12 protein-coding genes and 1 other annotated feature are annotated in these 15,126 nt (G+C 52.2%); of the genes, 10 read left to right on the forward strand and 2 right to left on the reverse strand.

Annotated elements, in window-relative coordinates; genetic code table 11:
- Positions 1-171: 171 nt before the first annotated feature.
- Both KNP80_RS06580 and KNP80_RS06585 read right to left on the reverse strand, forming a co-directional pair.
- Positions 172-1,101, reverse strand: coding sequence for an alpha/beta fold hydrolase (locus KNP80_RS06580; RefSeq protein ID WP_082665788.1), 930 nt, complete (start codon positions 1,099-1,101; stop codon positions 172-174).
- A 22-nt stretch (positions 1,102-1,123) separates the two neighbouring features.
- Complete coding sequence (locus KNP80_RS06585) at positions 1,124-2,809, reverse strand: formate--tetrahydrofolate ligase (protein WP_214834309.1); 1,686 nt, start codon at positions 2,807-2,809, stop codon at positions 1,124-1,126.
- 242 nt (positions 2,810-3,051) lie between these two features.
- On the opposite strand from KNP80_RS06585, the gene KNP80_RS06590 reads away from it, so the two are divergent.
- The 10 genes from KNP80_RS06590 to deoD all read left to right on the forward strand — a co-directional run bounded on the left by KNP80_RS06590 (position 3,052) and on the right by deoD (position 15,089).
- Positions 3,052-3,957, forward strand: coding sequence for a carbohydrate ABC transporter permease (locus KNP80_RS06590; protein ID WP_251132349.1), 906 nt, complete (start codon positions 3,052-3,054; stop codon positions 3,955-3,957).
- Entirely contained in the window at positions 3,954-4,859 is a 906-nt protein-coding gene (locus KNP80_RS06595) for a carbohydrate ABC transporter permease (RefSeq protein WP_251128969.1), read from the forward strand. The genes KNP80_RS06590 and KNP80_RS06595 overlap by 4 nt, the downstream gene beginning before the upstream one ends.
- Before the next feature lie 106 nt (positions 4,860-4,965).
- Positions 4,966-5,207, forward strand: a binding site (T-box leader).
- A 66-nt stretch (positions 5,208-5,273) separates the two neighbouring features.
- Positions 5,274-6,257, forward strand: coding sequence for an aspartate--ammonia ligase (gene asnA / locus KNP80_RS06600; RefSeq protein ID WP_021067832.1), 984 nt, complete (start codon positions 5,274-5,276; stop codon positions 6,255-6,257).
- Between the two features lie 179 nt (positions 6,258-6,436).
- Complete coding sequence (locus tag KNP80_RS06605; protein ID WP_021067831.1) at positions 6,437-7,732, forward strand: ABC transporter substrate-binding protein; 1,296 nt, start codon at positions 6,437-6,439, stop codon at positions 7,730-7,732.
- A 171-nt stretch (positions 7,733-7,903) separates the two neighbouring features.
- Complete coding sequence (locus tag KNP80_RS06610) at positions 7,904-9,364, forward strand: MDR family MFS transporter (protein ID WP_214719853.1); 1,461 nt, start codon at positions 7,904-7,906, stop codon at positions 9,362-9,364.
- Between the two features lie 35 nt (positions 9,365-9,399).
- On the forward strand, positions 9,400-10,506 hold the full coding sequence (locus tag KNP80_RS06615; protein WP_251132350.1) for a PQQ-dependent sugar dehydrogenase: 1,107 nt from the start codon (positions 9,400-9,402) through the stop codon (positions 10,504-10,506).
- 94 nt (positions 10,507-10,600) lie between these two features.
- Positions 10,601-11,800, forward strand: a complete 1,200-nt coding sequence (locus KNP80_RS06620; RefSeq protein ID WP_214834312.1) for a M48 family metallopeptidase — start codon at positions 10,601-10,603, stop codon at positions 11,798-11,800.
- Between the two features lie 107 nt (positions 11,801-11,907).
- A complete protein-coding gene (locus tag KNP80_RS06625; RefSeq protein WP_214834315.1) occupies positions 11,908-13,656 on the forward strand; it encodes a sensor histidine kinase in 1,749 nt (582 codons plus the stop codon).
- Positions 13,653-14,360, forward strand: a complete 708-nt coding sequence (locus tag KNP80_RS06630; protein ID WP_214833220.1) for a response regulator transcription factor — start codon at positions 13,653-13,655, stop codon at positions 14,358-14,360. The genes KNP80_RS06625 and KNP80_RS06630 overlap by 4 nt, the downstream gene beginning before the upstream one ends.
- Before the next feature lie 15 nt (positions 14,361-14,375).
- Complete coding sequence (deoD, locus tag KNP80_RS06635) at positions 14,376-15,089, forward strand: purine-nucleoside phosphorylase (protein ID WP_029596056.1); 714 nt, start codon at positions 14,376-14,378, stop codon at positions 15,087-15,089.
- Positions 15,090-15,126: the final 37 nt, after the last annotated feature.

The raw sequence follows: 15,126 nt of genomic DNA on the forward strand, positions 1-15,126 counted from the left end.
TGGCTTCAATGTGTTACCCCTTTCGGTGAATACGTATCAAAATATGAGTATTCTTTTAGTGTGCGGTCTAAGTATAGCGCACTTAAAAATTGGAAAGAAGAATCTAAATTACAAAAAAAGGTAAATGAATTAGAATCCTATTGTATGATTTTGGTAAAAGGAAAGAACCTCCTAGGAAATGGAGGTTCTTTTTGCGATTCGTATCGTTTGATGCATCCAGTCACCGATGTCCGTCCAGATGTCTTGGCGTTGGCGCTCACGAAGCACTTCGTGGCGAGCCTGATCATAAGACAGCACGGTCAATTCGATGTCGGCGGCCTGATGTTTGCGGACGATTCCGGAGAGTCCTTCTCCGTCATGTACGACGGGGTCATCGGCACCTACGACGAACAAAATTGGTAGTGTTTTCGGATGTTCTTGTATCCGGGCGGCAGAGGTCACATCGAGTGACGCTTTTGCTACCTCGTGTAAATATCCGAGCGTCGGAATCCCACCACAGTCCGGGTCGTTCATATAGGCGATCACTTCCTCGGGGACACTAGAAATCCAATCGCTCTCGGTCGTGGCGGGTAAGAATTTCAAGTTATATCGTCCGAACAACAAGCGTTCGAATAAACGGGATTCATGGGTGCTCCCTTTGAACCGAATGGCCAAATCGATCGCATACAGTCCGGCACGTCCAATCAATCCAGAATGCGGGGGCGGGGAAACGGCGATGACACCCGCCAAGCGATGACCTAACTGTTGACCGAGTCGACGCGCGAGCAACGAGCCGAAACTATGGCCGAGGACGACGGTCGGCAATTCATCTTGATAGTGATCGAGGAGCGAGATGGCGTCGTCGACCATTTGATCAAATCCTTCGTGTGGAGATAGATGAGCGTAAGTGGACTGGGTTCGGGCCAAAGAACCGGCGCCGCGAAGGTCGCACAGAAACACATTAAAACCAATTTCTGACAAAAAATCAGCGAATTCGACATAACGTTGATGATGTTCAAGCATCCCATGGAAAATGAAACAATTTCCAATCGGTTGTCTGGCCTTGACGTGCAATAGTTGTGTCCGGTATCCATCCGCATACGTATGTTCCGTGACGTCCATCCTGATCCCTCCGTTGTCTTGATTAGAATAAGCCAATCGCTTTCCCTGTCTCATCAATCCCCATATTCAAGGCGGCCGGTTGTTTCGGCAGACCCGGCATCGTCAAGACGTTACCTGTCAAGGCGACGAGAAAGCCAGCGCCGACCGACGGTTTCAACTCTCGCACCGTCACGGTGAACCCGTGTTGGTATCCGAGTTTCGTCGGGTCATCCGAGAGCGAGAACGGCGTCTTCGCCATACAAATCGGCAAGTGCTGCCAGCCGTTCGCTTCGATTTGTGCCATCTGTTTTTTCGCGGTTGCGGTAAAGGTGACGTCGGCCGCTCCATACACTTCACGGGCGATCGTCAAAATTTTCTGTTCGATGGAATCGGTTAACGCATAGAGCGGGGTGAACGCACTCTCGTTCGACTCGATTGTATCGATGACAGCCTCGGCGAGGGCACGACCGCCTTGTCCACCGTTCGACCACACTTCACTGAGCGCCACTCGAATGTGGTTCGCTTCACACCAATCGAGGACGGCGGCCAACTCTTCGGCTGTATCCGAATTGAAGCGGTTGAGGGCGACGACGGTCGGCAAGCCGAGTTTACCCATCGTCTCGACATGTTTGGCGAGAAGTTTCAACCCGTTGCCGACAGCTCCGACGTTCTCGACGTGGAGTTGGTCCTTGGCGACACCACCGTGCATTTTCAAAGCACGGACCGTCGCCACGAGAACGACGGCGTCCGGGTTCAATTTTCCGATGCGTGATTTGATATGACAGAATTTTTCGGCCCCAAGATCGGCTCCGAAACCAGCTTCGGTGACGACATATTCACCGAGCTTGAGCGCGGTTTTCGTCGCAATCAATGAGTTGCATCCGTGCGCGATATTGGCGAACGGACCACCATGAACGAGGGCTGGTGTCTGTTCAAGTGTTTGCACCAAGTTCGGCTTGAACGCTTCTTTCAATAGCAGTGTCGCGGCACCGGCCGCACCGATTTGTTCGGCTGTGATCGGCTCATTGTCCCGATCGTATGCGACGACGATTCGCTTGATGCGTGCCTCGAGGTCAGTCAACGAATCGGCGAGACAGAGGATGGCCATGATTTCAGACGCGACTGTAATATCAAAGCCGTCTTCACGAGGTACGCCATGGGCACTACCGCCAAGGCCAATCGTCACGTGACGGAGCGCCCGGTCATTCAAGTCGAGCACACGTTTCCAGACGATTTTCCGGACATCGATGCCAAGGTCGTTCCCTTGATGGAGATGATTGTCGAGTATGGCGCTAATCGTGTTGTGGGCCGAGGTGATAGCGTGCATGTCGCCTGTAAAGTGAAGATTGATGTCTTCCATCGGCAACACTTGGCTGAACCCTCCGCCGGCGGCACCGCCTTTTAAGCCCATTGTCGGCCCGAGCGACGGTTCTCGCAAACAGACAATCGCTTGTTTGTCGAGTTGGTTGAGCGCTTGGCCGAGCCCGACGGTCACGGTCGACTTTCCTTCACCGGCTGGAGTCGGATTGATTGCCGTGACGAGAATGAGCTTCCCGTCTTCGCGAGTCGCCATCCGATCGATGACGTCGAAGGATAACTTAGCTTTATATTTCCCGTATAGGTCGAGGTCATCTTCTTGTAAGCCGAGTTTTTCTGCTATCTGTTTGACGGGCAACATCTCGGCTTGTTGGGCAATCGTTAGGTCGGATAACGGTTTAATCGTCGTCATGTATAAAATCCCTCCACTTTCGAACATTGTAATCATTTTCGTTCATTTCATTCGTGAATCGACTTTGAATCAAGGTTTAATTCTTCATTCGGGAAGACTCGTTCGTGTTGTCATTGAGTTTATCATAACGCATCGCCTCGTATAATTCACCCATTGAGTGCAATATATTCCACCCTTTCCGTCAAATGTATCCGTTTTCATTTTGTCTTGAGGGAGGTAAGTTGATAGTGGAGGCGATGAACATGACAGAAACACCAAAACAACACAAGCGAAGACGGAATTGGAAGAAACCAGCGAGTTTTATCGCATTCGTCGGTCCAGCCTTTCTGGCGTTTGTGGCGATTGTGCTCATACCGTTCGTTAACGGGATTTATTACAGCTTCACGGATTGGAACGGTGTGACGGGTCAGTTAAACGTAGTCGGGTGGGACAACTATCAGCGGATTCTATTCGAGGATGAACAGTTCCGCGCCTCGTTCTGGATCACGACGAAATACACGCTTGTGGCCGTCATCTTGACGAACATCGTCGGTTTCTTGCTGGCCTTACTGTTGACGATGAACATTAAGACGCGCAATATCCTGCGCACCGTCTTTTTCATGCCAAACTTGATTGGCGGGCTCATTCTCGGATTCATTTGGCAGTTTATCTATGTGAAGGGCTTTGAATCAATTGGGGCACTGACCGGATGGAGTTTGTTCGAACTGCCGTGGCTCGGTGACGCCCAGACAGCCTTTTGGGGCATCGTCATCGTCGCCATCTGGCAAGGCGGAGGCTACGTCATGGTCATCTACATCGCAGCGCTTCAAAACGTGCCGACGGATTTGCTGGAAGCGGCCAAAATCGATGGGGCAAATCGATTGAAGATGTTGCGTCACATCACGTTACCGATGATTATGCCGTCGATCACCATCTGTCTGTTTTTGACGATCTCCTGGTCGTTCAAAGTGTTCGACACGAACTTGTCGCTCACGAACGGTGGGCCGTTCAAATCGACAGAGATGCTCGCCTTGAATATCTATACAGAATCGTTCGTGAATAATAATTACGGGCTCGGCTCGGCGAAAGCGGTCATCTTCTTCCTTGTCGTCGCGGCGATTACCGTCACTCAAGTCTATTTGACGAAAAAGCGGGAGGTGGAGGCATGACGACAGAAAAAATTGAACGCATCGAAGCGAAGGTCGATTCATCTCCACAGCGATTGCTACCGCAAAAACCGCTGCGGGCGGGTGGATATACGGCCGGTCTCGGTCTCGTCGAACTGGTGGCGATTCTACTTGGACTGTTATATCTCGTCCCGTTCTATTACGTCATCGTCAACTCGTTCAAATCAATTGCCGAGATTTACACGAACACGTCTGCCTTGCCGAGCGTCTGGCTCGCGTCGAACTATACAGAAGCCTGGGAGGCGATGAACTACGGACGCGTCTTCTTGAACTCGCTTCTCATCACGGCCGGGGCGAACCTTCTTATCGTGCTGTTCACCTCGATGGCGGCCTGGAAGCTCGTCCGGACAAAACATTGGATTTCGACCGTCATCTTCTTCTTGTTCGTCGCGGCGATGGTCATCCCGTTCCAGTCGATCATGATTCCGCTCGTCAAAGTGTCGAGTATCCTCGGTCTGTTGAACAGCCATTGGGGACTGATGGTCATGTATCTCGGCTTCGGGTCAGGCATCTCCGTCTTTCTCTATCATGGTTTTATGAAGTCGATTCCGGAAGAGATTGAAGAAGCGGCCATCATTGACGGCTGTTCGACGTGGGGTGTGTTTTGGCGGATTGTCTTCCCGCTCCTCAAACCGATCACGGTGACAATCGTCATCTTGAACAGCCTTTGGATTTGGAATGACTTTCTCTTACCTTCTCTTGTCCTCCGAGACATCGAGCTGCGGACGATTCCGCTCGCGACGTTCTATTTCTTCGGACAATATACAAAACAATGGGATTTGGCACTTGCTGGTTTAGTCCTTGGGATCGTTCCGCTCCTCGTCTTTTTCTTCGGTATGCAAAAGCATATTATCAAAGGGATTACGAGCGGCTCGATCAAATAACCCTGCCCAAGGGAATCTCCCCCGTCCGCTACACGGGGGAGAATTTTTTTTGAAAAAGTGGTTGACATTCGTCTGAATATTGATAATAATTGGGTCAATTCAATTGTGAACGACATTGAAAGGACGAGTACACAGAAGACGTAAGCAAAGCGAGCCGGGGAAGGTGAGAGCCCGGACTGAAATCTCTGTCGAAGAACCTCCTGGAGTCGCTACCCGAACGCTTTGCAAGTAGACGTAGCCGGACTGTTCCCCGTTATCGGAACTACGAGATGTTCGTCTCGAAAAAGTGAGTAGATTCGTCTACTAATTTGGGTGGCACCGCGGAGCTTGAAGCCTTCCGTCCCATAGTCCATGGGATTGGAGGGCTTTTTTCTATTGCTCCATCCCGAAATCCCACAATTGGAGGAAGAAAACATGACAACAACAGCAATGAGCAAGATGAAGGAAAAACAACAGGCGATTACAGTAGTGAAGGCGACATTCGAAGACAAGTTCAGCACGGCGCTCGGACTCACACAAGTTCAGGCCCCACTGTTCGTCACATCGGCGAGCGGTGTCAACGACCACTTGAACGGTGTCGAACGAATCATCCAGTTCGATACGCAGTATCCAGGGCATGAACTCGAAATCGTTCAGTCGCTCGCGAAGTGGAAACGTGAAGCGCTCGGCCGCTACGGATTCGAAGTCGGTGAAGGGTTGTACACACAGATGCGCGCCATCCGTCGGGATGAAGAACTCGACGCGACACACTCACTCCACGTCGATCAATGGGACTGGGAACGTGTCATCGCTCGGGAACACCGGACGACGGAGTACTTGAAGGCGACGGTCGAAACGATTTACGCGGCACTCCGCGAGACGGAACAGACGGTCGAAACGATGTACGGGATTGAGGCGATCTTGCCAGAGTCGATTCACTTCTTGACGAGCCAAGAGTTAGAAGACCTTTACCCGGATCTTACACCAAAAGAGCGTGAGCACGCGATTTGTAAAGCGTACGGTGCGGTCTTCCTCTCGCAAATCGGCGGCGCACTCGCTTCGGGCGATAAGCACGACGGTCGCGCGGCTGACTATGACGACTGGTCGCTCAACGGCGATATCCTCGTCTGGCACCCGGAACTCGAATCGGCGTTCGAACTGTCATCGATGGGAATTCGTGTCGACGAGACAGCGCTTGCCGAGCAGTTGGTGACAGCCGGAGCTGAAGACAAACGCAAGTACCCGTTCCACCAAGCGGTCCTCGAAGGACGTCTCCCGCTTACAATCGGGGGCGGCATCGGGCAATCGCGTGTCGCCATGTATTTGCTTCGTGCTCGTCACATCGGTGAAGTCCAATCTTCGGTCTGGCCGAGTGAGATGATCACAGCATGTGAAGAAGCTGGAATCAGCCTGTTGTAATTATATAGAAGAAACTAAAACCAGGACTTTCTTTTCAATAAGAAAGTCCTGGTTTTCTGTGCAACATTTTCCACCCTACACGTCAATTTTGACACCTACATAATGGAAGCGTTTTCATCTAAAGTTAGGGTGTACCGAATGATGAAGGATTGTCGACTCTATACTTAGGAGGAAGCGAAATGAAACGTAAATGGAAATTATCAACTGCCGTCATGACGGCAGGTATGGTATTGACGCTTGCGGCCTGTGGCGGCGGGTCGCTTACGGAAGATGAAGGATCGAACGATGCGAACGCGGATAACGGGGACAAGCAAGACGTCACGTTGAACGTCTTCCAGTTTAAAGCGGAAATCGCCAAAGATCTTGAAGCGATGGCTAAAGAATACGAGGAAGAGACGGGCGTCAAAGTGACCGTTCAAACGGTCGGCGGCGGAGCCGATTACGGCGCTGCGCTCAAGTCACAGTTCGCGTCAGGCAACGAGCCGGACATCTTCAATAACGGCGGGTTCACCGAAGCTCAGACATGGAAAGACAAATTGGAAGATTTGTCAGGCGAGAAGTGGGTCGGGGATTTGACGGAAGTGGCCAAGGAACCGATGACGATGGACGGGAAATTGTACGGCATGCCGATGAACTTGGAAGGGTACGGCTTCATCTATAACAAGGAGCTATTCGAGAAGGCGGGCATCAGTGAGTTGCCGAAGACGTTGTCCGAGTTAACGGATGCGGCAGAGAAGTTGGATAAAGCAGGCATCACACCGTTCTCGGTCGGTTACGCCGAATTCTGGATTCTCGGGATTCACTTGCTCAACATTCCGATGGCACAACAAGACGACCCGGATGCGTTCATCCAGGCGCTCAATGAGAATAAAGAAAAATTCGAGGACAATGAGCAGTTCCAACAGTTCTTGAAGCTGTTCGATCTCACGATCAAATACGGCAACAAAAACCCGCTCACGACGGACTATAACACGCAAGTCACACAGTTCGCTCAAGGTGAGACGGCGATGTTGCAACAAGGGAACTGGGCGCAACAGATGATTCTCGACGTGAATCCGGACATTGAGATGGGCTTCGTCCCGATCCCGATCAACGATGACAAAGAGAAGATGGACCGTCTCCCGGTCGGCGTCCCGAACAACTGGGTCGTCAATAAAAACTCGAAGTATAAAGAAGAAGCGAAAGACTTCCTCGAATGGATGGCAACATCCGACACGGGTAAAGACTACATGGTCAACAAATTCAAATTCATCCCGGCGTTCAAGTCGATTGAAGCGAACGATCTCGGTCCGCTTGCAGACGACATCTTGGCCTATTCGAACGAAGGCAAGACGATCTCATGGAACTGGTTCAAGTATCCGGACGGCGCGGTCAACGAGTACGGCGCGTTGATGCAAGCGTATGTCGGCGGTCAAAAGACCGGGGACGAGATGCTCCAAGACTTCACGAAAGTATGGGCGGATAAGGCAAAATAACAGCAACACAAGCGGCGAAATGACCCCTTCGCCGCTTGTGTTTTTTAGTGCGGGCAAAGCCGGGCAGAAGTTGAGGCTTGTCAAACGGGCGTCGCTCGCACAAAATAATAGACAGTTGAAGTGGTGCTCGGAACCTTCCGGCACCGCTATTTTATTGGGGAGATGACAGATATGAGAAAGAATGTCACGGTCGCATTGTTATTGGCGACTTTTTTAGCGGCGATTGAAGGGACGGTCGTCTCGGTCGCGACACCGGTCATCGCGAGCGAGTTGAATGGGGCCGCCCTCGTGAGTTGGGTGTTCGCCGCCTTCCTGCTGTTCACGGCGGTGTCGACACCGATTTATGGGAAAGTGGCCGACTTGTTCGGGCGCAAGCGGGTCCTATTGTTCGGGATTGGATTGTTCACACTTGCCTCGCTCCTATGTGGCCTCGCCACATCGATGGAACAATTGATTATCTTCCGGGCGCTCCAAGGGCTTGGCGCCGGGGCGGTATTGCCGATTTCAATGACCATCATCGGCGACTTGTACAAGTATGAGGAGCGCGGCAAGATTCAAGGCATCTTGAGCGCGGTCTGGGGTGTCTCGGGCGTGCTCGGGCCGGTCATCGGCGGGTTCTTGGTCGAGACGTTGTCTTGGCGCTACGTCTTCTTGCTGAACGTCCCGTTCGCACTGTTATCATTCATCATGATCATTGTCTTCTATAAAGAGACGGTGACAGAGACGACGGAGCGAATCGACGTCAAAGGGGCGCTGTTGTTCGCGTTCGGAACGACGGCGTTCTTATATGGATTGATCACCTTCAGCGAGACGAACGTCTGGACGCCATCGATTATCGTCAGTGCCGTGTTCAGTGTCGTGCTGCTCACGAGTTTCTTTTTATCGGAACGGCGTGCGAAAACACCGTTGTTGCCGCTCGATCTGTTGAAACAACCGATTATCGCGTCCATCAATGGTGCCGTCTTCTTCGCAGCATGGGTGCTCGTCTCGATGTCGGCCTATATCCCGATCTGGGCCCAGGCCGTCCTTGGTAAATCGGCGACGGAAGCCGGCTTCATGCTGATGCCGCTCTCGGTCGCTTGGACGTTCACGTCGATTATCGGCGGCCGTACACTTGGCGCGGCCTCGCCACGACGTCGGGCCGTGATGGGAATGAGTCTCTTGTTGATTGGGACAATCATCTTGACGTTGCTCACGCAATCGAGCCCAGACCTGTTCGTCTACCTCGCTGTCGCCATAATCGGCGTCGGGTTCGGCTTGTCGCAACCGATGTTCATCGTCGTCTTACAGACGGTCGTGTCGTATCGTCAACGGGGGACCGCGACAGCGGCGAACTCATTCTTGAGCACTGTCGGTCAGACGCTCGGTGTCGCCGTGTTCGGTGCCGTGTTCAACTTCATCGTCCTGAGCGGCTTCCGTGAGGAGGCCGGGTTAAGCGGTGTGTCACTCGAATCGTTCTTCAATCGGAGTATGACCGAGGCGCTAGACGCGACCGTCCGGCTCCAAGGCGAGCAACTCATCGCCAGCGGATTGAACACCGTCTTCATCGGCGCAGCCCTCGCCGCGTTCATCGCGCTCTTGATTGCGCTGCGATTACCGGTTAGCCCACCGGCACCTTCACGTGACAACTAAAGACACGGTATGATGGTGAAAAGGAGGCGATCACGTTGAAACGATGGATGTTCATCTTGTCGCTCGTATTTGTTGCCGGTTGTGCCTCGGAATCGACCGAGACGCCGGAACCTGAACAGGCACCAGTCCAGGAGTCGACCGAAGAAGCACCGTCTGACACGGCACCAGAGCAGGAATCAACTGAGCCGGAAGGCAACGTGTCGACCGGTGCAACCGAATCGATTGTCGAACAGTTAGAGGCACCGTGGTCGATTGCAAAAACCGATGACGGATGGCTCATCTCGGAACGCGGCGGCACGATTGCCGTCATCGATGCAGACGGGAATCTCGACCGACAACCGGTCGTCTTGAACGAGGACGTGCTTGAAATCGGGGAAGGCGGTCTCCTCGGACTCGCGTTGACCGCAGATTTTGCGACGTCACGCCAACTGTACGCTTACCATACGTACGGGACACCTGGTAACGTCCAAAACCGGGTCGTCGAGTTGACGTGGGATGGCAATCAGTTTGAAGAGACGGACGTCGTGCTCGATGAGATTCCAGGGGACCAGTTCCATAACGGCGGACGGTTGTTGCTCGATGGGGACGTGCTGTGGGTCACGACCGGAGATGCGCTCGTGCCGGAACTGGCCCAAGATGAAACATCGATCGCCGGAAAAGTGTTACGAGTGCCCTTATCCGGAGAGGGCGAACCGACCGATTGGATTTATTCGTCCGGTCACCGCAATCCTCAAGGCTTGACGAAGATCGAAGATACGCTTTACGCGAGTGAGCACGGAGCTTCGGGGCATGATGAAGTGAATATCCTCGAAGAGGGTAACAATTACGGCTGGCCGCTCATCGAGGCGGATCAAGCACGAGATGGGCTCGAGACACCATGGTTCGAGGTCGGGGAGACGTCATGGGCACCGTCGGGCATCGTTGCCGACGACCGTTACGTGTATATGGCGACGCTTCGTGGAAATCGTCTCGTCGCCATCGATCGGGAATCACGTGAGGTCATCCCGCTCGTCGAGGATAAAGGTCGCATCCGTGACGTCTGGTTGGAGGACGAAGGACTTTACTTTATCACGAACAATACGGACGGACGTGGCAACCCTGGAAGTGGGGACGATCAGCTGTATCGCCTCACGATCGAATAGAAACTGACGTACGTGTCAGTTTCTATTTTTTTGTTGAATACATCCATTTATCCGGTATAATGGACTTCATATGGAAAATGAAGGGGATTTTTACATGAAACAATCGCAATTGGTACATAAGAACGAAACATTGTATTTTGGACTGCTCGTCGCCGCCAGCATGTTGACGGTGGTGCTAGGAATCGTCTTCACGATTGCCTCGCTCGGCATCTTTTTATGGGTGATCGGATCAATTTTAGCACTGTCTTTATTCACACACTGGCTCCAAATCGGATATATTCGCACGAACGGCGTTAAAGTCACAGAGCGTCAATTCGCCGACCTGTATCAGACGTATCAGCGTGTCGGACAAGAAATGGGAATTCGCTTACTCCCGGATGTGTACATTCTTCAAGCCGGAGGCGTCTTGAACGCTTTCGCGACCCGTTTCTTCCAAAAGAATATGGTCATCCTGTATTCGGATGTCGTCGAGTTGTCACGTGAAGGGTACGCCAAAGAAGTCGAGTTTGTGATCGCGCACGAGTTGGCACATATTCGCCGCAACCATGTCCAAAAACAATGGGCGATGATGCTCGGCGGCTGGATCCCGTTTTTAGGATCGGCTTATTCGCGTGCGTGCGAGTTCACGTGTGACCGCATGGCGGCCCATCATATTCAAGACGAGACGGCATCAAAACGCGCCCTCACGATTCTTGCGATTGGTGGGAAATTGGCAAAAGAAGTGAGCGAGTTTGACTACTTATATGAAGCGAGCCGTGAGAACGGATTTATTGCCAAGTTGAGCGAGTTGTTATCGACACATCCGCCACTCCCGAAACGAATTGCGGCCATCGCGACGAACGCCGGTGAGACGAACGTTCCGGTCTTTAAGACGGCAGGGTATGTCAAAGGGTCGATTATCGGGACGATTGTATTGAGCGTCATTGTCAACGTGGCCATTGTCGCCTGGTTGTTCACGAACGACGGATTGACTGGCTTCTCAGAAGGGTTCGGCTCGCTTGATGCGATGGCAGAAGAGCCGATTCAAGAACTTGCCTACAACGCCGCAACGTACGAAGAGTTTGAGGCCTTATTGGCAGACGGGGCTGACGTCAACACGCAAGACTTGTACGGCGACACGCCGCTTCATAACTTACTCTATAATGAAGGCGTGGACATCGATACGGTTGGATTGTTGCTTGAGAGCGGAGCCGACGTCTCGCTCGAGAACGAGGATGGCATGACGCCGGCCGAACTCGCAGCTGACTCCGGGCAACCGAGAGGCATTATCGAATTGATTCAATCATACGAATAAATTAAGAGGTTTATGACCGGAACAAAGGTCATAGACCTTTTTATTTTCAAGTGTTGCAAACGCTTGCATAAGCCGTGATATAATGACAGCGAGGAGGCGATACATGGATGAGCATTCGGACGAAGCTGACGGGAATGATTGCATTGACGATTATCGTTCCTGTCATTTTGGCGACGGTCATTTCCTTTTGGTACGTCAAAGACCGGGAGCGGGAACGGGGGCTTCAGCTCACCGAATGGTCGCTTGAACGTGGGACCCTACAAATGGAGCGATATGTCTCAGACTTGAGCCGCTTGCCGACAAGTCTGTATGCGAATCGGGATGTGCTCGATATTCTCGAGTACGGGCCGGGACTGTCGCTTGAACAGACTGAACTCGAGGTACGACGGGCGCTGCTTGGGATGTACCTATCCCGTGAAGATGTGGCCCAAATCCAACTGCTCATGCTCGAAGATATGGATTCGTTCGCCGCTTATAAAATGAAAGTATCCCCGCGCTCGAAACGGCAGCCGAGTGAGATTCAGCAACAGTTATTAAAGTATGAAGAGAGCCGCGTCCTGCTCGAGGCCTCGCATCCGCTCGTGCCCTATCATGATTTCGGTCCGCTCGTCTCGGAAGAGCAGGTCGTCACGCTTCATTTCCGACTCGATAAAATCGAGACGGATCAGCCGCTCGCGATTTTGTCGATTGATATTCCAGAGGACATCTTCATCGGGCAACTCGCCTCGCTACAGAACAATCCGAGCGAGAGCCTCTGGTTCGTAGGGGGCGGTAATCAGGTGTTCGCACAACTCGGTGATGGTGAAATCCCGCAAAACGTGTCGACGAACTCGCTGTCGAGCGATGGGAAGCATCATCGCATCGTCAAATCGTTCGAATTTGAGAACCAGACGTTCTACGTCGGGAAATCGATACCGGATCGACTGTTGACCGAACCGGCGTCACGGACGTCGTTCATCATCTTTGTCGTCGGGATGGTGTCACTCGTATTGGCATTGATTGGGGCGACCTATGCCTCGATGCGTTTGACGACGCCAATCAAGACGCTCACCTCGAACATTTGGCGCATTGAACAAGGGGACATGACGGTCTCATTCGATTCCCTCGGAAATGATGAGTTCGGTGTGCTCGGACGGCAATTCAAGCGGATGATTGAACGAATCGATGATTTGATTCAACGGGAATATCGGTTGGCGCTCGAGAATCGGACGAATGAGCTGAGGGCACTCCAAGCTCAGACGAACCCACACTTCCTGTTCAACGCCTTGCAGTCGATTGGGACGCTCGCATTGAAAGGCGATGGCAAGACGGTGTACCGTCTCATCACGCAGCTCTCCTCGATGATGCGCTATACGATGCATCCCGATGAGTCGCTCGTGACGCTCAAGCGAGAAGTCGATCACCTCACGTCCTACATTCGCTTGCAACAAGTCCGGTTCACGGATCAATTTGAGATTGAGGTCGATGTGCCGGACCCGCTCCTCGATTTAATTGTGCCGAAGATGATTTTGCAGCCGCTCGCCGAGAACTTTTTCAAGCATGGGTTTGAGCGCGACGGTGCGACAGCGGCCAACCGTTTCTCAGTGCGAATTCATCAATCGGGATCAAATCTTGTGATTCATTGTGAGAATAGCGGACGCGATCTCTCGGATGAAGAGTTGACGCTATTGAAAGAACGGATCGAGGTATCGACCGAGCCATTGAATGGGGCGGAAGGTACCGGTTTAAAGAACATTCGAGATCGACTCATGTTAAACTATAATCGGGAGGCTCAGTTTATGTTGGCTACACCAGAGACAGGCGGATTTCGTATTGTCATGCGTTTCCCGGCCGTAACGGAGGCGGATGCGTCATGACGAAAGTGTTGATCGTTGATGATGAGTCGCCGGTACGGGAAGCGGTGAAACTGCTCGGGGAGTGGGAACGGCTCGGCGTCACGAAAGTGATTGAGGCACAAGACGGGGAAGAAGCGAAACGGATTATCGTCAAAGAACGGCCGGCGCTGATTTTATCGGACCTGCAAATGCCTCGATGTAACGGCATCGAGTTGATGGAGTGGGTCCATACGGAGGCGGAGACGGCCAAACTGATTGTCTTGACGGGCTATGACGAATATTCGTACATGCGGCGCGCGATTCAGCTCGGCAGTTTCGACTACTTGCTGAAACCGATTGACCCGGACGTCTTGAACGAGACGCTCGCACGTGCCCTCGCCGACGTCACTCCTGACGAAGACGATCCGATTCTACAGATTGGCGCGTTCATTGAACGCCATTATGCGGAAGAACTCAGCTTACAAGGGATGAGCGAGCGCTTTTACTTGAGCCGCGAATACATATCGCGTCGCTTCAAACAGCAGTACGGCGTCAACTTATCCGAATACTTGCTGTCGATCCGGATGCTCGAGGCGAAACGTCTCCTTGAGACGAGTAGACAACGTATTTATGAAGTCGCCCAAGCGGTCGGCTTTTCGGATGATAAGTATTTCCGGAAAGTCTTCAAAAAACAGATTGGCATCACCCCGAATGAATATCGGGAGCAGTGCCAACGACTATCTTGAAGGAGGAATTTAATCATGAGTGTACACATTGGGGCAGAAGCAGGACAAATCGCAGAAACGGTATTATTGCCAGGAGATCCGTTGCGTGCGAAATATATCGCGGAGACGTTCCTCGAGGATGTTGAGTTATACAACGAAGTCCGCGGCATGTATGGCTTCACAGGAACATATAAAGGAAAACGTATTTCCGTTCAAGGGACTGGGATGGGTGTTCCATCGATGTCGATTTACGTGAACGAATTGATTATGTCATACGGCGTAAAAAACTTGATTCGTGTCGGTACGGCCGGCGGAATTCAAGAAGACGTCAAAGTACGTGACGTCGTCATCGCGATGAGTGCATCGAGTGAGATGGCCCAAAACCGTGTTCGTTTCAACGGGATGGACTATGCACCGACAGCGACGTTCGACCTCCTACATCGCGCGTATATGAACGCTGAAAAAGCTGGTATTCCGGTCAAAGTCGGTCAAATTTTCACAGCCGACCAGTTCTACCAGGATGATTTCCACCATTTCAAGAAGTGGGCCGATTTCGGTTGCCTCGCCATCGAGATGGAAGCGGCAGGTCTCTATACACTCGCTGCGAAACACAAAGTGAACGCGTTGACGATCCTCACAATCTCAGACCACTTGTTGACAGGTGAAGAGACGACATCGGAAGAGCGTCAATCGACGTTTGACGAAATGATTCGTGTCGCACTCGATACAGCGGTCGAAGTCACAAACTAATGAACACGCCTTACAGACCACTGGTTTGTAAGGCGTT

This window comes from Exiguobacterium sp. E4787 (assembly GCF_018618375.1).
GTDB lineage: Bacteria > Bacillota > Bacilli > Exiguobacteriales > Exiguobacteriaceae > Exiguobacterium > Exiguobacterium chiriqhucha.

Bases quoted from the DNA above. Each gene is read 5' to 3' on its own strand.
- KNP80_RS06595 (WP_251128969.1), top strand. From the start codon at position 3,954: ATGACGACAGAAAAAATTGAACGCATCGAAGCGAAGGTCGATTCATCT.
- KNP80_RS06605 (WP_021067831.1), top strand. From the start codon at position 6,437: ATGAAACGTAAATGGAAATTATCAACTGCCGTCATGACGGCAGGTATG.
- asnA (WP_021067832.1), top strand. From the start codon at position 5,274: ATGACAACAACAGCAATGAGCAAGATGAAGGAAAAACAACAGGCGATT.
- KNP80_RS06610 (WP_214719853.1), top strand. From the start codon at position 7,904: ATGAGAAAGAATGTCACGGTCGCATTGTTATTGGCGACTTTTTTAGCG.
- KNP80_RS06585 (WP_214834309.1), bottom strand. From the start codon at position 2,809: ATGACGACGATTAAACCGTTATCCGACCTAACGATTGCCCAACAAGCC.
- deoD (WP_029596056.1), top strand. From the start codon at position 14,376: ATGAGTGTACACATTGGGGCAGAAGCAGGACAAATCGCAGAAACGGTA.
- KNP80_RS06590 (WP_251132349.1), top strand. From the start codon at position 3,052: ATGACAGAAACACCAAAACAACACAAGCGAAGACGGAATTGGAAGAAA.
- KNP80_RS06580 (WP_082665788.1), bottom strand. From the start codon at position 1,101: ATGGACGTCACGGAACATACGTATGCGGATGGATACCGGACACAACTA.
- KNP80_RS06625 (WP_214834315.1), top strand. From the start codon at position 11,908: ATGAGCATTCGGACGAAGCTGACGGGAATGATTGCATTGACGATTATC.
- KNP80_RS06620 (WP_214834312.1), top strand. From the start codon at position 10,601: ATGAAACAATCGCAATTGGTACATAAGAACGAAACATTGTATTTTGGA.
- KNP80_RS06630 (WP_214833220.1), top strand. From the start codon at position 13,653: ATGACGAAAGTGTTGATCGTTGATGATGAGTCGCCGGTACGGGAAGCG.